The following is an 18973-nucleotide window of genomic DNA, read 5'->3' as shown; positions in this document are numbered from 1 at the left end:
CGCCGCTAGGCGGGGCCCTCCAGATAGGGCAGGCGGACCATGCCCTCCTGGGCGACGCTGGCCACGTGGACTCCGTGGCGGTTGAAGACCTTGCCGGCGCCCAGCCCCCGGGCGCCCTGGGCGCTCGGGGACTCCTGGACGTAGAGCAGCCACTCGTCGACCCGCACCGGCCGGTGCCACCACATCGCGTGGTCGAGGCTCGCGACGCTCATCCCCGGCGTGATCCACGAGAGGCCGTGGCGGCGGAGGACCGGCTCCAGCAGCGTGTAGTCGCTCGCGAACGCCAGGGCGGCGCGGTGCAGCATGTCGTCGTCGGGCATCGGCTCGATGGTCTTCATCCAGACGGCATTGCGCGCCACCTGCGGTCCGGAGGACGAGATGTAGATCGCGGGGTCGACGTGGCGGACGTCGAACGGGCGGTCGAACGCCCAGTACTGGGCGACAGGGTGGTCGATCTCCCCCAGGAGGTCGGCGGTGCTGGGCAGCGACTCCGGATCGGGGATCCCCTCCGGCATGGCCGACTGGTGCTCGACCCCCTCCGACTCTTCCTGGAACGAGGCGATCATCGACAGGATCGGGTTGCCGTCCTGGTAGGCGTGGACCTGCCGGGCCGAGAAGGACCGGCCGTCCCGCAGCCGCTCGACGCCGAAGGTGATCGACTTGTCCGCGTCGCCGGGCCGCAGGAAGTATGCGTGCATGGAATGGACGGGGCGCTCCCCGGTCACCGTGCGCGAGGCGGCGACGAGGCTCTGCGCGAGGACCTGCCCGCCGAAGACCCGGTGCCGCGGCTGCCGCTCGCTCGGGCCGACGAACACGTCCTTGTCGGTGCGGGCACCTCCCAGATCGTCGAGGTCGAGGAGGGTGAGCAGGGTTCCGGTGGGGCCGGACCGGCGCGCGGCTGACGTCATGGCACGACATTAGACGCACGGGCCAGCCCGCTGCCAGCCGGCCGCGGTGGGGGCCTCTCCAGCGGGTGCGAAGATGGATCCATGCCCTCCGCCTACCGGTTTCCCCTCCAGCTGCGCTTCGGCGACGTCGACTCCTACGGCCACGTGAACAACGTGCGGTTCCTCCAGTTCCTCGAGGACGCCCGCGTCCACTGGCTCCGGGAGCCGCTCAGGAGCGCGCCCCGTGGCGGCGACGGCGCGCAGACCCTCGCGGACCTCGTCACCCCCGAGAACTTCACCCTGGTGGGGCGGCACGAGATCGAGTACCTCGCTCCGCTCATGTACCGCCGTGAGCCGGTGGCCGTGGACCTCTGGGTGACGCGGGTCGGTGGGTCGAGCTTCGACCTCGGCTATGCGGTGATCGACCCCGAGGACGGGGCCGTGTGCGCCAACTGCTCGACGTCGATGGTGCTGGTGAGCCGCTCGACGGGGCGCCCCGTGCGGCTGCCGGAGGGGATGAGGGCGGAGTTCGCGCACTTCGCCGGCCCGGACGTTCCCTTCCGCCGCCGTCCGCCGCTCCCGGCCGAGGCGGGGCAGGCGTGAGGACCTCGGGGACGGACACCGTGCTGGACCTCGGCGATCCGCGCGCGATCGAGGACCTGAGGGTCTTCCTCTCCAGGGCGCGCTCCGTCGAGGACGGCGCCGTGCGGCTCCAGGCCGTGGGCAGCGTGCTGGCCGCCTACGTGCTGGTCATGGGCCCACGGGCCCTCGGCGAGCCCGTCCCGACCGTCCTGGGGCTCCGGACCGCGGGCCTCGCCCGTCCCGCCCAGGCCGATGTGACCGTCTCGATCGCCTCGGTGTTCGACCGGCTCGCGCGCCTGGGGGGATCGGGCACCGAGCTCGAGCTTCCGCCCGCCCAGGTCCGTGCGCCGTGGGCGGCGGTGACGCCACCGCGCGGACCGTGGGCACCGGAGGGCACAGTGGACGCCGACGCCGTGCGGGCCGCCGCGGAAGCGGGCATCGCGGAGGTCGCCGCGACGGTCCCCGACCAGCCCGGCGCCGCGGTGCTGCAGGGTGTGCGCGCCGCGGTGTGGGGCCGGGACCTCGAGCCGTGCCCGGCTCTCCCAGCGGGGGCCGCGTTCGCCGCCCACCTGCTCGGCTTCATCGCGCCGGGGGAGGACCTGCAGTGGTTCTCCTGCGGTCCGTGGTCCCGGCTGTCCTCGAGCCGGGGACACGTGCTGTGCCGGCGGCCGGCCGTGCTGCAGGGCCTTTAGCCGCCCAGCGGCGGCCACCCCCATGCCCGGCCTCCCGGCCGGGCGCCCCTCACCCGTCGAACGTGTTCACGAGCGAGTGCGCCGCGCGCTCGAGGTAGTCCCACAGGGTGGCCTCGTACACGGGGGCGAGGCCGAGCGCGTCCACGCCCGCCCGCATGTGGTGGAGCCACCGGTCGCGTGCCTCGGGGTTGACCTTGAACGGCACGTGCCGCATGCGCAGGCGCGGGTGCCCCCGCTCTGCGCTGTAGGTGCCCGGCCCACCCCAGTACTGCTCGAGGAACATGGTCAGGCGGTGCCGAGCGGGTCCGAGGTCTTCTTCGGGGTACATGGGGCGCAGCAGCGGGTCGTCGGCCACGCCCTCGTAGAAGGTGTCGACGAGCTTGACGAAGGTCTCGTGGCCGCCCACGAGGTCGTAGAAGGAAGCCCCCGCGGCCGAGCCCTGGAGGAGGTTCGGCTGGTTTCCGCGCGGGGCGCCCGGCGTGGTCATCTCACTCATGGGACCTCTGTCCTCCGTTGCCGTACTGTTCGCCCGCTGCCTGGCCGAGCGCGCCCTTGCCTTCGTGCACGGGAACTGCCGCTCCGTCGGTGTGGGCCCCGCCCGCCGCGCCGGAGGTGGGGGCCGCTGCCGCGGGGTCCGTCGTCGGCGGCAGGTAGGTGCCCTGGGAGCGGTTGCCCAGACGCAGGATCTCCCCGTTGCGCAGGTACCAGATCGTGCCGTCCTCGGCCCGAACCCGCGTGATGCGCAGGCCGACCGACTCGACCGTGCCGGCGACCTCTCCGGCGCCCGTCTCGATGAAGTCGCCGATCCCGTACTGGTCCTCGAGGGTGATGAAGATCCCGGCGAGGAAGTCGCGGATGAGCTGCTGGGCGCCGAAGCCGATCGCGACGCCGAGGATCCCGACGCTGGTCAGGACGGGGGCGAGGTCGACGCCGAGCGCCCGGAGCACGTACATGCCGACGATCGTCGTGATCACCACGGCGACCACCGAATTCAGGAGCGACCCGATCGTCTGGGCTCGCTGTGCCCTCCGCTCCGAGTCCAGCGCCCGCAGCGCCGGCGCCGCCCACCGGAAGATGCGCCGCTGCGTCAGGGTCCTGCCGGCGAGGATGCGCTTGACGACCTGCCGGATCAGGTAGGTCGCCACGAGCCACACGATGAGCCCGATGCCGACCGCGATCGCTATCTGGAGGAGGGTCTGGTTGAAGGTGGTGACGGCGCTGTCGAGTTGGGCCGCGGTGATGGGCACCGGGCTCGGGGTGTCGGTGGTGGGGGCCGGAGTGGGCGTCGGGGACGGGGTCGACGCCGTGCGGGGCACGAGGGCACGCGGGATCGCGGACAGGCCGGATTGCACTGTCGGGGGCCTCCTTGTCTGGGGGATGGTGGCCCTTCCACCTTAACGACCTGGGGGCGTCAGGGTGCTGCCGGCTCGTGCCTGACGGGGAAGTTCACGGATCGCGCAATGAAGCACGTCGCGTGCGCGTCGTCGTGCAGCCTGTCGGCGAGCGCGCGCTGAGACTCGTCCGCGAGCTCGACGCGCGGACGCAGCGTCACCTCGGTGAACTCCCCGGAGGAGCCGTGGACCGTCAGGGTCCCCGTCGCGTCGTCGGAGTACCCGGTCACGACGACGCCCGCCCGCGCCGCCTCGAACAGATAGCTGAGCATGTGGCACTGGGCCAGCGCGGCCAGCAGCAGCTGCTCCGGGTTGTACCGGTCGGCCGTTCCGCGGAACGCGGGGTCGGCGGTGCCGGGCAGGACGGGCAGCCCCGGCAGCGCGACGTCGTGCTCACGCCCGAAGTCGCGCACGCCGGACGTGCCGGTGCCGCGGTTGCCCGTCCATGTCACGGACACGCTGTAGTGGTGCTCTCCGATCGCCATGGAAGGCAGGCTACCTGTCGGCGGCCTGGGCGCGCAGGGCCCGCTGCACTCCGTCGCGGTTCTCGAGGGTCATGCGGCGCAGGGCGGCCTGGTCGGGCCCGAGGGACGCGAGGAACTCATCGGTGCGCTCGAGCATGGCCTGGGTCGTCTGGCGCGCGGGGTAGAGCCCGACCACGACCTGCTGGGCGAGGGCGTGGGTGCGCTCGGCGACGATGCGCGGCACCGCTTCGAAGTACTTCTCGGCGAACGGGGCGAGCAGCGCCGCGTCGTGGACACGTGCGAAGCCGTTGATCGCAGCCTGCTGCATGGCGTTGGAGAGCGTGCCCTTCACCACGATCGACTCCCACGCCTCGGCCTTCGCCTCCGGGGTCGGCAGCGCGGCCGTGGCGAGCGCCGCCGCGCACTGCCCCGTCGAGGTCGTGTCCCGGGCGAGCTCGTCCTCGATCCGCGCCCGCTCGATCCGGCCGCCGCAGGCGAGTGAGGCGACGAGCTCCCAGCGGAGGTCCTGGTCCACGTCGAGGCCAGGGATCGGCGCGGATCCGTCGAGGAGGCCGGCCACCGCGTCCAGGTGCTCCTCGGACGAGGCGAGTGCCGAGAAGGACTTCACGAACTGCAGCTGGGAGTCAGAGCCCGGCGCCGCCTCGTGGACGAGCGCCCACAGGCGCTCCGCCGCGCTGCGCTTGGCTTCCGGCTGCGCGTCGGCGGCGACGTAGTAGTCGAGCGTCGTGGCGAGCTGGCGGAGCAGCGTCTGCACGACGGAGGCGTCCGACTCGGCGCCGATGTTGCCCAGGACGAGGTCCACATAGGCGCGGGCCGGGGTCTCGCCGTCCCGCGCCCCGTCCCAGGCAGAGCCCCAGACGAGGGCGCGCGGCAGGCTCTCGGAGATGTCCTTCAGGCACGAGGTCGCGGTCGCCAGCGACACCGGGTCGAGGCGGACCTTCGCGTAGGCGAGGTCGTCGTCGTTCAGCAGCACGAGGGCCGGGCGCGGGCGCCCCACGAGCTCGGGCACCTCGGTGAGCTCCCCGTCCACGTCGAGCTCGGCTCGGTGGGTGCGCACGAGCTCCCCGGCGCCGTCACGGTCGTAGAAGGCGATGGCGAGGCGGTGGGGGCGGATCTGGGGGTAGTCGGGGACGGCACTCTGCCGGACGGCGAAGCGGAGGATGCGCCCGTCGTCGTCCGTCTCGATCTCGGGGGAGAGGGTGTTGACGCCGGCCGTCTCGAGCCAGGCCTGGCCCCACGCGGTCAGGTCGCGCCCGCTTGCAGCCTCGAGCTCGGCCATGAGGTCCGCGAGGACCGTGTTGCCCCAGGCATGCTTGGCGAAGTACCGGCGGACGCCCTCCATGAAGTGGTCCTGGCCGACCCACGCAACGAGCTGCTTGAGCACGGAGGCGCCCTTGGCGTACGTGATGCCGTCGAAGTTCACCTCGACGTCGGCCAGGTCGCTGATGTCCGCGAAGATCGGGTGGGTGGTGGGGAGCTGGTCCTGACGGTAGGCCCACGACTTCTCGACCGAGGCGAACGTGGTCCACGCGTGGCGGAAGTCGGTGGCCTCGGCGGCCGCGAGGTGGGACATGAACTCGGCGAACGACTCGTTGAGCCAGAGGTCGTCCCACCAGCGCATCGTCACGAGGTCGCCGAACCACATGTGCGCGAGCTCGTGCAGCACCGTGATGGCGCGCCGCTCGACGGTCGCCTGCGTGGGCTTCGAGCGGAACACGTAGCTCTCGAGGATCGTCACCGCGCCGGCGTTCTCCATCGCGCCCGCGTTGAACTCGGGGACGAAGAGCTGGTCGTACTTCTCGAACGGGTACCCGCAGCCGAACTCGCGCTCGTAGAACGCGAAGCCCTCCTTGGTGAGCGCGAAGATGTTCTCCGCGTCGAGGTACTGCATGAGCGACTTCCGCGCGAAGATGCCCAGCGGAATGGTCCGGCCCTCGGCGTTCACGAGCTCGTCCGCGACCTTCTGGTACGGGCCGGCGACGAGCGCCGTGACGTAGCTGGAGATCCGGGGCGTGGGGGCGAAGTCCCAGGTCGAGCGGGCCTCCTGGCCGGGCACGCGCACGGGCTCCGGAGTGGGCGAATTGGACACGACCTCCCAGTGTGACGGCGCCGTGACCGTGAAGCGGAAGGAGGCCTTGAGGTCGGGCTGCTCGAAGACGGCGAACATGCGGCGCGAGTCCGGGACCTCGAACTGCGTGTACAGGTAGGCCTCGCCGTCCACGGGATCGACGAAGCGGTGCAGGCCCTCGCCGGTGTTCATGTAGGGGGCGTCGGCGTCGACCACGAGGACGTTCTCGGCGGCGAGGGACGGCAGCTGGATGCGGACGCCGTCGCTGGCCTTCTCGACGTGCAGCTCGACGCCGTTGAGGGTCACCGAACGGACCGTGTCGGTGATGGCGTCGATGAATGACGACGCGCCCTCGGCCGCGCTGAAGCGCACCGTGGTCCGCGAGCCGAAGACCCGCTCTCCGCGGGTGAGGTCGAGCTCGACGTGGTAGTCCTCGACGTGCCGGATGCACTCAGCCCTCTCGACGGCTTCCGAGCGGGTGAGATTCGTCCCTGGCATGTGCCCTCCAAGCATGTGCGCCACGATGGCCCGCGTGGTGCGGGTCACTTTTGAAATTATTCTTTCATGGTGCGCCGCAGCATGCCAGCGCCTTCCTGGGGCGCCCCCGGGCGGCCGTGCGGGTGCAGTAGCGTTGGAGCATGGCGGGATCGGCGGAGGCGAGGTGGGACCGGAAGGCGCTCCGCTTCGCGATCGGCTACCCCGTGCTGCTGGCACTGGGCTTCGGGCTGGCTTCGCTCTCCTTCCATGGCCGGGTCCCCGACCCGGTGGCGTGGCAGTGGGACGCGAACGGGGGCCGGGCGTTCATCCCCTTTGCCGCCTACCTCATCGGCGGTGCGGCGCTGGTGGCGGTGGTCGGGGCGCTGCTGTGCGTCCAGGCCGCCCTCCTGACCCGCCCACCCATCTCCCGCCGGATCTTCATGGCCGGCGGCGTCGGGATGTCGATGTTCCTCACGACGGTGCTCGCCGCGGGCCTCATCGGCCAAGACGGCATCCCGGCCCGCGCCTCGCATCCCGACCCGATCGTGCTGGCGATGGGGTCCGGGGCCACCGTCGCCTTCAGCGTCGTGATGCTGCTGTCCTTCAAGCCCGAGGAGCAGTGGAGCCCGAAAGACGAGGCCGCGCTCCTCGATGAGCTCGAGCCGGAGCGCGCCGCCTCGACCTTCGCCTACTGGGCCCACGCGCGGTCCTCCGTGTTCGTCATGCTCAGCATCATCGGCGTCTCGGTCTCCCTCCTGCTGCTCGTCCTCTCCTGGTGGATCTCGCTGGCGCTGACCGCGGCGGCAGCGCTCACGGCCGCCTCGCTCGTGGCCCGCGTGGGGGTGAGCCCGGAGTCCGTCGTCGTCCGCCTCGCCGGGGTCCTCCCCGTGCTCCGGTTCGAGCCCGAGCGGGTGCTGCGCGCCGAATTCGAGACGGTGCGCGCCAGGGACTTCGGAGGATGGGGATACCGGCGCCGGGGGCAGTCCCGCTCCGTCCTCGTGGCCAGCGGCGAGGCCATCACGGTGATCCTCGACGACGGCCGCCGTGCCACGTTCTCCGGCCGGGACGGCGACACTGCCCGCCGCGTCGTGGACGTGCTGCGGGCCGCCTCGGGCGCGTAGGCTTGACCTCGCTCCCCGCGAGGTCCCGGAAGGCGCCGGGCACGGCCTCCGCGCCGGCGACGGGGGCCACCGAATTCGAGGAGAGGAACCCCGTGCCCAAGCCGCGCGTCCACATTGCCACCGACCATGCCGGCATGGAGCTTTCCGCCCATCTCGTGTCCCACCTGCGCGGCCGGGGCTTCGAAGTCGTGGACCACGGGCCCGCCGAGTACGATCCGCTCGACGACTACCCCGCCTTCTGCATCAAGGCCGCGCTCGCCGTCGTCGCCGACCAGGAGGCGGGCACGCCCGCGCTGGGCATCGTCCTGGGCGGCTCGGGCAACGGCGAGCAGATCGCGGCCAACAAGGTCAAGGGGATCCGCGCGGCGCTGGCCTGGAATCTCGACACCGCCCGCCTCGCACGGGAGCACAACGACGCCAACGTCGTGGCCGTCGGGGGCCGCCAGCACAGCGTGGACGAGGCGACCGCCCTCATCGAGGCCTTCCTCGCCGAGCCGTTCAGCCAGGACGAGCGCCACGTCCGGCGCATCGGCAAGATCGCCGCGTACGAGGCCTCCGGCGAGATCGTCGAGTAGCCCGAAGGCGCCGGCGACCGTGCCCGAGGGTCACTCCATCCACCGCCTTGCGCGCCAGTTCGGCGACGTCTTCGTCGGCGAACGGCTCGCCGTCTCGAGCCCACAGGGCCGCTTCGCCCCCGGGGCGGCCCTCCTCGACGGCCGGGTCCTCCAGGGCGCGTCGGCCCACGGCAAGCAGCTGTTCCTCCGCTTCGAGGGTGGGATGGTGCTCCGCGTCCACCTCGGCCTGTACGGGGCGTGGGAGTTCGGCGGCGATGCGACCTTCCGCGGCGCCTCGAGTATCGGCGCGCCGCGGCGCGTGGGGGAGCGGGAGACAGCGGACGACGCCGCGCGGCAGCAGGGTGCCGCGCCTCCCCCTCCCCGCGGCGCGGTCCGCGCGCGACTCGTCTCCGAGCACGGCTGGGCCGACCTTCGCGGCGCGAGCGCGTGCGTGGTCGAGACCGAGGACGAGGCCAGGGCGGTCCAGGCGCGTCTCGGCCCTGACCCGCTCGGCGGCCTCACCGCGGGGGAGCCGCGGGCGTCCGGCGACGAGGACGCCGCGGAGTTCGCCCGGCGCATCGCGCGGCGCCGCACACCGGTGGCACGGCTGCTCATGGATCAGGAAGTCGTCGCAGGGATCGGGAACGTCTACCGTGCCGAGCTCCTGTTCCGTGCGCGGCTCGACCCGTTCACCCCCGGCACGTCCGTCGGGAGGCAGCGTGCGCTCTCCCTCTGGGCGGACGCCGTCGCGGCCATGGCCGAAGGGGTGCGCCACGGAAGGATCGTCACCACCGATCCGCGGCTGTGGCCGGCCGGCCCCCGGGACCTTCCCGCGCCGGAGGACGCCCACTACGTGTACCGGCGCCACGGCCTGCCGTGCCGCGCCTGCGGCACCGCCGTGACGATGGCCGAGGAGGCCGGGCGGAAGCTGTACTGGTGCCGCGTCTGCCAGGCTTCGGACGGCGCCCGTGGCGCAATTTGACACCCCTGCCCCCCGTTCGCTTTAGTTGGAGGGCCCCGGGGGCGTAGCTCAATGGTAGAGCGCCAGTCTTCCAAACTGGATACGCGGGTTCGATTCCCGTCGCCCCCTCGCCTGCACCGGGCCCTTCCTGCCATGGAGGGGCCCGTTTCCGTGCCCGGGGCTGATGTGCATTGGTTTGTCGCGGGCCTGTATCGTGGTCTGTGCACTAGACCGGGGTGTAGCTCAGCTTGGCTAGAGCGCCTGCTTTGGGAGCAGGAAGTCGCAGGTTCAAATCCTGTCACCCCGACAGTCGCGTCCTGAGGCATCACGCCCAGGGCGGCACCCATGATCCGACCATCCAGGAGAGCCACGCTGTGAAGAGCGCTGCCGAGAACCTCAGCCCCACGCGGGTCAAGCTCAACGTCGAGGTGACCCTCGACGAGCTGAAGCCCAACATCGATGCCGCCTACAAGTCCGTCGCCGAGCAGATCCAGGTGCCAGGCTTCCGCAAGGGCAAGGTCCCGTCCCGCCTCATCGACCAGCGCGTCGGCCGCGGCTACGTGCTCGAGACCGCCATCAACGAGGGCCTCAACGACTGGTACCAGCAGGCCGTGGCCGAGACCGGCATCCGCCCGCTCTCCCGCCCCGAGGTCGAGATCACCGAGGTTCCGGACCCGGCCGCCACCGAGGGCGAGCTGAAGTTCGCGGTCGAGGTCGACGTGCGCCCCGAGATCGAGCTCCCCGACTACGAGGGCCTCAAGGTCGACGTCGCCGCCGCCGAGGTGGGCGACGACGACGTCCAGACCGCGCTCGACGAGCTCCGCGGCCGCTTCGGCACCCTCAAGCCGGTGGACCGTCCCGCGCAGGCCGATGACTTCCTCACGATCGACATCTCCGCGTCCGTGGAGGGCGAGGAGGTCGACTCCGCCGCGGGCCTGTCCTACCAGGTCGGCTCGGGCACCATGCTCGAGGGCCTCGACGAGGCCGTGACGGGCCTGTCCGAGGGCGAAGAGGCCGTCTTCGAGACGAAGCTCGCCGGCGGCGAGCACGCGGGCGAGACCGCTTCCGTGACGGTCAAGGTCACCGCGGTGAAGGAGCGTGAGCTCCCCGAGGCCGACGACGACTTCGCCCAGCTCGCCTCCGAGTTCGACACCATCGAGGAGCTCCGCGGCGACCTCGTCAAGCAGGCCGCCCAGTCGAAGGTTGTCGCCCAGGGCGTCGAGGCCCGCGACAAGGTCCTCGACAAGCTCGTCGAGCTGGTCGAGGTCCCGGTTCCGGAGAGCGTCGTGACCGAGCAGGTCGAGGCCCACTTCAACCCGGCGAACGGCGGCCACGCGGCCGACGAGGACCACGACACCGACGAGCACCGCGCCGAGGTCAAGGCCAACACGGAGCGTGCCTTCAAGAACGAGGTCATCCTCGACGCGATCGCCGACAAGGAGGAGATCGGGGTCTCGCAGGGCGAGCTCATCGAGTACCTCGTCACCACCGCCAGCCAGTACGGCATGGACCCGAACCAGTTCGCCCAGATCATGGACCAGTCCGGCCAGGTTCCGATGATGGTCGGCGAGGTCCGCCGCCGCAAGGCGCTCGCCGCCGTGCTCGGCAAGGCCGAGGTGACCGACTCCGAGGGCAACGCCGTCGACCTCAGCGAGTTCGTCCGCCCGCTCAACGAGGAGGAGGCCCCCGAGGCCGCCGAGCCGCAGCAGTCCGAGGCGACGCCGAGCGACGATCCCGCCGCCGCGACGTTCTAACGCCATCCGGACCGGGCACTTTTGCCGCCGGTCCGCACGGTGCACGAGGCCGCCGTCCGCCGTCCCCCCAGGGACGGGGGCGGCGGCCTTCGCCGTCCCGGGCCCGGGGCGCATGCGCTTGAAGCGAACAGCCCGCAGGGCCGGAACATTGCGCCCCTGAAAACGGCTAATGTCCCTGTAGAACGAACCATGCCCAGTGCATCAGATCGAGAGGTATCGCACCATGCACCAGCAGGAGAAGTCGCCGAGCATGGCTGAGCCGGTCCAGGGGTCCGGCGGCCAGGACTACATCTACCAGCGGCTCCTCAAGGAGCGGATCATCTGGCTCGGATCGGAGGTGCGCGATGACAACGCGAACGCGATCTGCTCGCAGCTGCTCCTCCTCTCGGCCGAGGATCCTGAGAAGGACATCTACCTCTACATCAACTCGCCCGGCGGATCCGTCACGGCGGGCATGGCCATCTACGACACCATGCAGTACATCCCGAACGATGTCGTGACGGTGGCGACGGGCCTGGCCGCGTCCATGGGGCAGTTCCTGCTCTCCTCGGGCACGAAGGGCAAGCGCTACGCGACTCCGCACGCCCGGATCCTCATGCACCAGCCGTCGGGCGGCATCGGGGGCACGGCGTCGGACATCAAGATCCAGGCCGAGCTGATCCTGCACATGAAGCAGGTCATGGCCGAGCTGACCGCCGAGCAGACCGGGCAGTCCGTCGAGCAGATCCTCAAGGACAACGACCGCGACAAGTGGTTCACCGCGCAGGAGGCCCTCGAGTACGGCTTCTTCGACAAGATCGCCGCGCGTGCGGGCCACGTGTCCGGCGGCGGCGGGACCGACAAGTAGCACGCCCGGAAGGACTAGGAGCAACGAGATGAACTACAGCATGGGCGTCAACCCCGCGAACCTCCCCACGAGCCGCTACGTGCTCCCGCAGTTCGAGGAGCGCACCCCGTACGGCTTCAAGCGCCAGGACCCGTACACCAAGCTCTTCGAGGACCGCATCATTTTCATGGGCGTGCAGGTCGACGACGCCTCGGCGGACGACATCATGGCGCAGCTGCTCGTCCTCGAGGCGAACGACCCGGACCGCGACATCACGATGTACATCAACTCCCCGGGCGGATCGTTCACGGCGATGACCGCGATCTACGACACGATGCAGTTCATCCGGCCGGAGATCCAGACGGTGTGCCTCGGCATGGCGGCCTCCGCCGCCGCGGTGATCCTCGCTGCCGGCACCCCCGGGAAGCGGCTGGCGCTGCCCAACTCGACCGTCATGATCCACCAGCCCTCGCTCGCCGGGGGGTCTGGCGGGCAGGCCACCGACCTCGAGATCCAGGCGCGCGAGGTGCTGCGCATGCGCGAGTGGCTCGAGCACACGTGGGCGAAGCACTCGAACAAGACGCCGGAGGACATCAGCCGGGACATCGAGCGCGACCTCTTCCTCACGGCAAGCGAGGCCAAGGAGTACGGGCTCGTGGACGAGGTCCTCGAGTCGCGCAAGATCCGTCCGAGCGCCATCACCCGCTGACGCCCGCCTCCTCGGCGCGGCACCGGTGCCCCGTAGTCCGGGGACCGGCGCCGTGCCGGGCACGGGGTCCCGTGCCGTGTCCTACGACGGCTGTCGGCACGGTGGCCTACAGTGGGATGGTCATACTTCTTCAGGAAGGGAATCGACGAATGGCGCGCATTGGCGAGAGCGCAGACCTGCTGAAGTGCTCCTTCTGCGGCAAGAGCCAGAAGCAGGTCCGGAAGCTCATTGCGGGCCCGGGCGTCTACATCTGCGACGAGTGCATCGAGCTGTGCAACGAGATCATCGAGGAGGAGCTCGCCGAAGTCTCGGACCTCGGCTCGTTCGAGCTTCCCAAGCCGCGCGAGATCTTCGACTTCCTCCAGGAGTACGTGATCGGGCAGGAGCCGGCCAAGCGGGCCCTCGCCGTCGCCGTCTACAACCACTACAAGCGGATCCAGTCGGGCCACGCCAGCAAGGGCGGCTCGCTCGCGGACGCGCATGACGACGTCGAGATCGCCAAGTCCAACATCCTCCTGATCGGTCCCACCGGCTGCGGCAAGACCTATCTGGCCCAGACCCTGGCCCGTCGGCTCAATGTGCCCTTCGCCGTCGCGGACGCCACGGCGCTGACCGAGGCCGGCTACGTGGGCGAGGACGTCGAGAACATCCTGCTCAAGCTCATCCAGGCGGCGGACTACGACGTCAAGAAGGCCGAGCAGGGCATCATCTACATCGACGAGATCGACAAGATCTCCCGCAAGAGCGAGAACCCGTCGATCACCCGGGATGTCTCCGGCGAGGGCGTGCAGCAGGCCCTGCTGAAGATCCTCGAGGGGACGGTCGCCTCGGTGCCGCCCCAGGGCGGGCGCAAGCACCCCCATCAGGAGTTCATCCAGATCGACACCACGAACGTGCTCTTCATCGTCGCCGGCGCGTTCGCCGGCCTCGAGGAGATCATCGGCCAGCGTGCCGGCAAGAAGGGCATCGGCTTCGGGGCCCCCCTCAGCGCGCTGACCAGCAAGGAGAGCTCCTACTCAGACGTCATGCCGGAGGATCTGCTCAAGTTCGGCCTCATCCCGGAATTCATCGGCCGGCTTCCGGTGATCACCACGGTCGAGAACCTTGACCGGCCTGCGCTCATGCAGATCCTCACCGTCCCGAAGAACGCGCTCGTGAAGCAGTACGAGAAGATGTTCCAGCTCGATGGTGTGGACCTCCACTTCGAGGAGGGCGCCCTGGAGGCCATCGCGGACCTCGCGCTCGAGCGCGGCACCGGAGCCCGCGGGCTGCGCGCGATCATGGAGGAAGTGCTGCTCCCCGTCATGTTCGACCTCCCGAGCCGGGACGACATCTCCGGTGTCGTCATCACCCGCGGCGTCGTGGCCGGCTCGGAGGAGCCGGACCTGATCCCGCACAGCGTCGTCAAGCGCCGCAACAAGTCAGCCTGATCTCCGCCGACGGCCCGGTGCCCGCCGTGCCGTCCGGCAACGTCGAAGGAGCCTGCATGTCCACCCCTGCCGCCGCCACCCAGCGCGCCGACTTCTGGTTCGACCCGGCCTGCCCGTTCGCCTGGGTGACCTCCCGCTGGATCGAGGAGGTGGAGAAGGTCCGCGACATCGAGACCAGGTGGCACGTCATGAGCCTGTCCGTCCTCAACGAGGGCCGTGAGCTCGAGCACGACTACCAGCGCGCCATGGACGAGAACTGGGGCCCCGTCCGGGTCATCGTGGCGGCCGCCGAGCTTCACGGCGCCGAGCACATCAAGCCGCTCTACGACGCCATGGGGACCCTCATCCACCACGAGAAGGTCGCGGACCGCACCGAGGTGGTGCGCCGCGCGCTCGAGCAGGTCGGCCTGCCGGCCGAGCTCGCCCAGTACGCCGACTCCGACGAGTTCGACCGCCAGCTGCGGGCAAGCCACCGCGAAGGCATCGAGAAGGTCGGGCAGGACGTCGGCACCCCCGTCGTGGCCATCAACGGCACGGCCTTCTTCGGGCCGGTCATCACCCGCGTGCCCCGCGGCGAGGAGGCAGGCTCACTGTGGGACGCGGCGGTCGGGCTCGCGGCGTTCCCGCACTTCTTCGAGCTCAAGCGCACCCGCACCGAGAGCCCCACGGCAGACTGAAGGCCGCGCGGTCGCCCCCGCCCGAACTACCCTCGTGTAGTTCGCCTGACGCCCTTGAATCCGAGGGTGCCCGAGATCACAATGGAAGCACCCCATCGGAGACGATGAGGACGTGGAAACCGAAGATCCAGTGACAGCCGACTCGGCGCAGCCTCAGGCAAAGCCGTCGACTGGCCGCCAGTGACGGGACGGCAAGACCTGGATGCCAAGGAGTCCAGCAGACTGCGAGAACGTCACCGAGCAGCCGAAAAGTCGAAGCCCCACCAACGCGAAAACGCTGATGGGGCTTCCCCTTTGCCCGCAGGCGCCTCGGCTAGGCGTCCGCGAGCTGCACCTCGCTCACGCTCACCTCACTGGAACCGTCCCGGAGCTCGATCGAGCGCGCGTTCGCCGCGGCCCGAAGGTCTCCGAGTCCGGCCTCGAGCTGGGGGAGCAGCTCCGCCGGGGCGGACACCACGGCGGCGAGGACCTCGGTGCGCTGCTTGACCTTCGCCTCGGACTTCGCCTTGCGGATGCCTGAGAGGGCAAGGCCCACCGTCGGCAGCATGCCGCGGTCGCCGTCGGCCACCGGCACCGGAGCCGGCCACGGGGCGCGGTGGACCGACCCCGCGCGCCACCAGCTCCACACCTCGTCCGTCGCGAACGGAAGGACGGGAGCGAAGAGGCGCAGCACGGCGTCGAGCGTCGTCGCCAGGGCGGCGAGGACGGAGGCCTTCTGCTCCTCGCCCTGGGCGCCGTACGCGCGGTCCTTGATGAGCTCGACGTAGTCGTCCGTGAACTGCCAGAAGAAGGACTCGGTCAGCTGGAGCGCCTTCGCCGGGTCGTAGGCGGCAAAGGCAGCCCCCGCCTGCTCGACGACGTCCGCGAGCTGGGCGAGGAGCGCGCGGTCCAGGGCGTTGATGAGCACGGGGTCGGAACCGTCGCTGAGGACGTCCGCCTCCGTCGCTCCGAGCCCGAGGACGAACTTGGAGGCGTTGAGGACCTTGATCGCGAGCCGCCGGCCGATCTTCATCTGGGCAACCTCGAACGCCGTGTCCGCGCCCAGCTTGGCGGAGGCCGCCCAGTAGCGGACGGCGTCAGCGCCGTATTCCTCGAGGATGTCGGTCGGGACCACCACGTTGCCCTTCGACTTGGACATCTTCTTCCGGTCCGGGTCGAGCACCCATCCGGAGATCGCCGCATGCCTCCACGGCAGCGAGCCGTGGAGCTCCTGCGCGCGCACCACGGTCGAGAACAGCCAGGTGCGGATGATCTCGTGCGCCTGCGGCCGCACGTCGAAGGGGAAGACGTTCGCGAAGAACTCATCGTCCCGGCTCCAGCGGCCCACGATCTGCGGCGTGAGGGACGAGGTGGCCCACGTGTCGAGCACGTCCGGGTCGCCCGTGAAGCCGCCGGGGACATCGCGCTGGTCCTCGGCGAAGCCGGGGGCCGGCTCAGCCACCGGATCCACGGGCAGCGAGGCCTCGTCGGGCACGATCGGGTCCGTGTAGTCGGGGTTGCCCTCGGCGTCGAGCCGGTACCAGACCGGGATCGGCACACCGAAGAAGCGCTGGCGGGAGACGAGCCAGTCGCCGTTGAGGCCCTCGACCCAGTTCTCGTAGCGGGCGCGCATGAACGTCGGGTGCCATTCCAGCTCGCGCCCCCGCTGCACGAAGGTCGCGCGCCGCTCCTCGTCGCGGCCGCCGTTGCGGATGTACCACTGGCGCGAGGTCACAACCTCGAGCGGCTTGTCGCCCTTCTCGTAGAAGTTCACCGGGTGGAGGATCTTCTTCGGCTCGCCGTCGAGCAGTCCCTGCTCGGCGAGCATCTCCACGACGGCCTCCTTGGCCGAGAACGCCGTCTTGCCGGCGATCCGGGCGTAGGCTGCGCGGCCCTCCTCGGCCGTGATCCACTCGGGGGTCTCGGCGGCCAGGCGGCCGTCGCGGCCGATGATCGGGCGGGTCGGCAGCTGGAGCTCGCGCCACCAGGTGACGTCGGTCAGGTCACCGAACGTGCAGACCATCGCAATGCCCGAGCCCTTGTCCGGCTTGGCGAGCGGGTGGGCCCTGACCTCGACCTCCACGCCGAACAGCGGCGAGACGACCGTGGTGCCGAAGAGGTGCTGGTAGCGCTCGTCGTCAGGGTGCGCCACGAGGGCGGCGCAGGCGGCCAGCAGCTCGGGACGGGTTGTCTCGATGTGCACCGCCTCGCCGTCGGGCGCGGTGAAGGCGTAGCGGTAGTAGGCGCCGGGAACCTCGCGGTCCTCGAGCTCGGCCTGCGCGACGGCGGTGCGGAAGGTGACGTCCCAGAGCGTGGGGGCCTCGGCGAGGTAGGCGTCCCCGGCCGCGAAGTTGCGCAGGAACGCGCGCTGCGAGACGGCCCGGGAGGTGTCGTCGATGGTGCGGTAGGTCAGGCCCCAGTCGACCGAGAGTCCGAGCGTCTTGAACAGGTGCTCGAACACCTTCTCGTCCTCGACCGCGAGCTCCTCGCACAGCGTGATGAAGTTCTTGCGGGAGATGACATCGAAGTCGCGCTGGTTCTTCGCCGGCTGCGCGGGGGGACGGTAGGCGGCGTCGTACGGGATGGCCGGGTCGCAGCGGACCCCGTAGTAGTTCTGGACGCGGCGCTCCGTGGGCAGGCCGTTGTCGTCCCAGCCCATGGGGTAGAAGACGTTCTTGCCCGTCATGCGCTGGTAGCGCGCGAGGAGGTCGGTCTGCGTGAAGGAGAACATGTGGCCGACGTGCAGGGACCCCGACGCCGTGGGCGGGGGCGTGTCGATCGAGTAGACGGCCTCGCGGGTCGTATCGGGGTCGAATCGGTAGGTCCCCTCGGCGAGCCAGCGCTCGGTGAGCTTGGCCTCGAGCCCCTCGAGGGCGGGCTTGTCGGGGACGTTCGTCGGATTCGTCGGGGTGCGGTCGGGCGTGTCTGTACCCGTGATGGCTGCTTCAGGCATGCCATCGATTCTTCCATGCTTTCTGCTGCCCGTGGCCGTCCCCTGGCCCCGCGGCGCCGGCGGTCCTAGCATGGCGGCATGGGCAGTATGGGGATCCGCAGGGTGTACGAGCCTTCCCCCGAGGGAACCTACCGCATTCTCGTGGACCGCATCTGGCCCCGGGGGCTGAGCAAGGACAGGGCCGCGGTGGACCTCTGGCTCAAGGAGGTCGGGCCCTCCGACGGGCTCCGCACGTGGTTCGGCCACGACCCTGCCCGCTTCGAGGAGTTCGCGCGGAAGTACCGCCAGGAGCTCGACGGCGCCGAGGCCTTCGACGAGCTCAGGGCCGCCGTCCGCGACCACGACAGCGTGGACCTCGTGTATTCGGCCAGGGACACCGAGCACAATCAGGCCGTGGTCCTGGCGGACCTGCTCCGGGCCCGCTGACGGGCCCGCGGCGGGGGAGCGCGGTAGGTTGGGCGCATGACGACGACTGTGCCCCAGACTGACCAGCGCTCCGCGATCGTGACGGGAGCGAGCACCGGGATCGGAGAGGCCACGGTGCGGGCGCTCGCCGCGGAGGGCTGGCGGGTGTTCGCCGTGGCCCGGCGGGCCGAGCGGCTCGAAAGCCTTGCCGCCGAGACCGGCGCGATCGCCGTCCCCGCCGACATCTCCGAGGACGACGACGTCGCGCGGCTCGTCGCCGCCGTCGCCGATGGGGGAGGGGCCGACACGCTCGTGAACATCGCCGGCGGCGCACGCGGGACGGACTGGGTCGCGGAGGCCAAGACCGAGGACTGGGAGTGGATGTTCCGCTCGAACGTCCTCGGCACGATGAAGATCACGCGCGCCTTCCTGCCGATGCTCCGTGCGAACGGCCAGGGGACCGTGCTCAACCTCACCTCGGTGGCCGCGCTCGTCTCCTATGAGGGCGGCGGCGGCTATAACGCCGCCAAGGCAGCCGAGCGGGCCATGACCCGGGCGCTGCGCCTCGAGGAGGCCGAGAACAACGTGCGCGTCATCGAGGTGCTGCCCGGGCTCGTCAAGACGGAGGAGTTCTCCCTCCGCCGTCTCGGCGGCGACGCCGAGGCGGCCGACAAGGTGTACGAGGGCGTCGAGGAGCCCCTCACGGCGGAGGACATCGCCGACATCGTCCGGTACGCGGTGACCGTGCCGCACCACATCAACCTCGACGAGATCGTGGTGCGGCCGGTCGCGCAGGCCGCCGCCCACAAGCTCATCCGCAAGGGGCCTAGGGCGCGTCCGGCTCACGCGCCGGCCGCGCACGCGGGCAGGGCCGGCGCAGGGCGCCGCGCTCCCGCGACGTGGGCGCGGGCCTGCACGGGGAACGGCACGGCGCACGGCAGGAAGGCCGCGACCTCGAACCCTTCCTCGGACAGTCCTGCCCGCAGCCAGCCGCCGGCGCGGCGGGCCTGTGCGGCCATCGA

General features: G+C 70.7%; 17 protein-coding genes, 2 tRNA genes and 1 pseudogene. 14 read left to right on the top strand and 6 right to left on the bottom strand.

Features of this window, described 5'->3' with window-relative positions:
- Positions 1 to 5: 5 nt before the first annotated feature.
- Positions 6 to 908: an acyl-CoA thioesterase gene (locus SA2016_RS11655; protein WP_066498200.1), complete on the bottom strand. Its 903-nt coding sequence runs from the start codon at positions 906 to 908 to the stop codon at positions 6 to 8.
- Positions 909 to 989: 81 nt separating this feature from the next.
- Between SA2016_RS11655 and SA2016_RS11650 the strand changes: the two genes are divergently transcribed.
- Positions 990 to 1490, top strand: a complete 501-nt coding sequence (locus SA2016_RS11650; protein ID WP_066498198.1) for an acyl-CoA thioesterase — start codon at positions 990 to 992, stop codon at positions 1488 to 1490.
- On the top strand, positions 1487 to 2161 hold the full coding sequence (locus SA2016_RS11645; protein WP_244932801.1) for a DUF8185 domain-containing protein: 675 nt from the start codon (positions 1487 to 1489) through the stop codon (positions 2159 to 2161). Before SA2016_RS11650 ends, SA2016_RS11645 begins: the two co-directional genes overlap by 4 nt.
- 49 nt (positions 2162 to 2210) lie before the next feature.
- Here the strand turns inward: SA2016_RS11645 and SA2016_RS11640 are convergent, their stop codons facing one another.
- The 4 genes from SA2016_RS11640 to pepN form a co-directional block, all read right to left on the bottom strand.
- Positions 2211 to 2648, bottom strand: a complete 438-nt coding sequence (locus tag SA2016_RS11640) for a globin (protein WP_084249470.1) — start codon at positions 2646 to 2648, stop codon at positions 2211 to 2213.
- Between the two features lies 1 nt (position 2649).
- Positions 2650 to 3402, bottom strand: coding sequence for a mechanosensitive ion channel family protein (locus SA2016_RS11635; RefSeq protein ID WP_229710916.1), 753 nt, complete (start codon positions 3400 to 3402; stop codon positions 2650 to 2652).
- Between the two features lie 170 nt (positions 3403 to 3572).
- Positions 3573 to 4037, bottom strand: a complete 465-nt coding sequence (locus tag SA2016_RS11630) for an OsmC family protein (protein ID WP_066498197.1) — start codon at positions 4035 to 4037, stop codon at positions 3573 to 3575.
- Between the two features lie 10 nt (positions 4038 to 4047).
- The gene (gene pepN / locus SA2016_RS11625) at positions 4048 to 6603 is read right to left on the bottom strand and encodes an aminopeptidase N (protein WP_066498196.1); all 2556 of its coding nucleotides are present in this window, start codon (positions 6601 to 6603) and stop codon (positions 4048 to 4050) included.
- Between the two features lie 140 nt (positions 6604 to 6743).
- Here pepN and SA2016_RS11620 point away from each other — a divergent pair, with 140 nt between their 5' ends.
- The 10 genes from SA2016_RS11620 to SA2016_RS11575 all read left to right on the top strand — a co-directional run bounded on the left by SA2016_RS11620 (position 6744) and on the right by SA2016_RS11575 (position 14614).
- Positions 6744 to 7703 carry a putative NADH:ubiquinone reductase complex subunit gene (locus SA2016_RS11620; RefSeq protein ID WP_066498194.1) on the top strand — a complete coding sequence of 320 codons (960 nt, stop codon included), beginning with the start codon at positions 6744 to 6746 and terminating at the stop codon, positions 7701 to 7703.
- Positions 7704 to 7795: 92 nt separating this feature from the next.
- Positions 7796 to 8278 (top strand): ribose-5-phosphate isomerase, encoded by a 483-nt coding sequence (locus SA2016_RS11615; protein WP_141305513.1) that lies wholly within the window; start codon positions 7796 to 7798, stop codon positions 8276 to 8278.
- A 19-nt stretch (positions 8279 to 8297) separates the two neighbouring features.
- A complete protein-coding gene (locus SA2016_RS11610; RefSeq protein WP_066498192.1) occupies positions 8298 to 9239 on the top strand; it encodes an Fpg/Nei family DNA glycosylase in 942 nt (313 codons plus the stop codon).
- Between the two features lie 37 nt (positions 9240 to 9276).
- Positions 9277 to 9347 (top strand) — tRNA-Gly (locus SA2016_RS11605).
- Positions 9348 to 9450: 103 nt separating this feature from the next.
- Positions 9451 to 9525, top strand: a tRNA-Pro gene (locus SA2016_RS11600).
- A gap of 67 nt (positions 9526 to 9592) precedes the next feature.
- Positions 9593 to 10972 (top strand): trigger factor, encoded by a 1380-nt coding sequence (tig, locus tag SA2016_RS11595; protein WP_066498190.1) that lies wholly within the window; start codon positions 9593 to 9595, stop codon positions 10970 to 10972.
- A gap of 223 nt (positions 10973 to 11195) precedes the next feature.
- Complete coding sequence (locus SA2016_RS11590) at positions 11196 to 11819, top strand: ATP-dependent Clp protease proteolytic subunit (protein ID WP_084249468.1); 624 nt, start codon at positions 11196 to 11198, stop codon at positions 11817 to 11819.
- 28 nt (positions 11820 to 11847) lie between these two features.
- Entirely contained in the window at positions 11848 to 12507 is a 660-nt protein-coding gene (locus SA2016_RS11585; protein ID WP_066498189.1) for an ATP-dependent Clp protease proteolytic subunit, read from the top strand.
- Positions 12508 to 12656: 149 nt separating this feature from the next.
- The gene (gene clpX, locus SA2016_RS11580) at positions 12657 to 13937 is read left to right on the top strand and encodes an ATP-dependent Clp protease ATP-binding subunit ClpX (protein WP_066498187.1); all 1281 of its coding nucleotides are present in this window, start codon (positions 12657 to 12659) and stop codon (positions 13935 to 13937) included.
- A 56-nt stretch (positions 13938 to 13993) separates the two neighbouring features.
- Positions 13994 to 14614: a mycothiol-dependent nitroreductase Rv2466c family protein gene (locus SA2016_RS11575; protein WP_066498185.1), complete on the top strand. Its 621-nt coding sequence runs from the start codon at positions 13994 to 13996 to the stop codon at positions 14612 to 14614.
- 313 nt (positions 14615 to 14927) lie between these two features.
- On the opposite strand, the gene valS is transcribed toward SA2016_RS11575, so the two are convergent.
- Positions 14928 to 17546, bottom strand: a complete 2619-nt coding sequence (gene valS, locus SA2016_RS11570; RefSeq protein ID WP_066498184.1) for a valine--tRNA ligase — start codon at positions 17544 to 17546, stop codon at positions 14928 to 14930.
- Between the two features lie 78 nt (positions 17547 to 17624).
- Here valS and SA2016_RS11565 point away from each other — a divergent pair, with 78 nt between their 5' ends.
- Both SA2016_RS11565 and SA2016_RS22265 read left to right on the top strand, forming a co-directional pair.
- Positions 17625 to 17972, top strand: coding sequence for a DUF488 domain-containing protein (locus SA2016_RS11565; protein ID WP_218030591.1), 348 nt, complete (start codon positions 17625 to 17627; stop codon positions 17970 to 17972).
- 36 nt (positions 17973 to 18008) lie between these two features.
- Positions 18009 to 18773 (top strand): annotated as a pseudogene (locus SA2016_RS22265) (SDR family oxidoreductase); the annotation flags it as partial.
- Positions 18774 to 18973: the final 200 nt, after the last annotated feature.

This window comes from Sinomonas atrocyanea, from assembly GCF_001577305.1.
In the GTDB taxonomy this organism is placed as follows: Bacteria; Actinomycetota; Actinomycetes; order Actinomycetales; family Micrococcaceae; genus Sinomonas; species Sinomonas atrocyanea.
This window is presented reverse-complemented; position numbering and strand designations above follow the sequence as displayed.

Excerpts from the sequence above, each read along its gene's own strand:
- SA2016_RS11655 (WP_066498200.1), bottom strand. The coding sequence starts at position 908 with ATGACGTCAGCCGCGCGCCGGTCCGGCCCCACCGGAACCCTGCTCACC.
- SA2016_RS11650 (WP_066498198.1), top strand. The coding sequence starts at position 990 with ATGCCCTCCGCCTACCGGTTTCCCCTCCAGCTGCGCTTCGGCGACGTC.
- SA2016_RS11640 (WP_084249470.1), bottom strand. The coding sequence starts at position 2,648 with ATGACCACGCCGGGCGCCCCGCGCGGAAACCAGCCGAACCTCCTCCAG.
- SA2016_RS11630 (WP_066498197.1), bottom strand. The coding sequence starts at position 4,037 with ATGGCGATCGGAGAGCACCACTACAGCGTGTCCGTGACATGGACGGGC.
- pepN (WP_066498196.1), bottom strand. The coding sequence starts at position 6,603 with ATGCCAGGGACGAATCTCACCCGCTCGGAAGCCGTCGAGAGGGCTGAG.
- SA2016_RS11620 (WP_066498194.1), top strand. The coding sequence starts at position 6,744 with ATGGCGGGATCGGCGGAGGCGAGGTGGGACCGGAAGGCGCTCCGCTTC.
- SA2016_RS11590 (WP_084249468.1), top strand. The coding sequence starts at position 11,196 with ATGCACCAGCAGGAGAAGTCGCCGAGCATGGCTGAGCCGGTCCAGGGG.
- SA2016_RS11585 (WP_066498189.1), top strand. The coding sequence starts at position 11,848 with ATGAACTACAGCATGGGCGTCAACCCCGCGAACCTCCCCACGAGCCGC.
- clpX (WP_066498187.1), top strand. The coding sequence starts at position 12,657 with ATGGCGCGCATTGGCGAGAGCGCAGACCTGCTGAAGTGCTCCTTCTGC.
- SA2016_RS11575 (WP_066498185.1), top strand. The coding sequence starts at position 13,994 with ATGTCCACCCCTGCCGCCGCCACCCAGCGCGCCGACTTCTGGTTCGAC.
- valS (WP_066498184.1), bottom strand. The coding sequence starts at position 17,546 with ATGCCTGAAGCAGCCATCACGGGTACAGACACGCCCGACCGCACCCCG.
- SA2016_RS11565 (WP_218030591.1), top strand. The coding sequence starts at position 17,625 with ATGGGCAGTATGGGGATCCGCAGGGTGTACGAGCCTTCCCCCGAGGGA.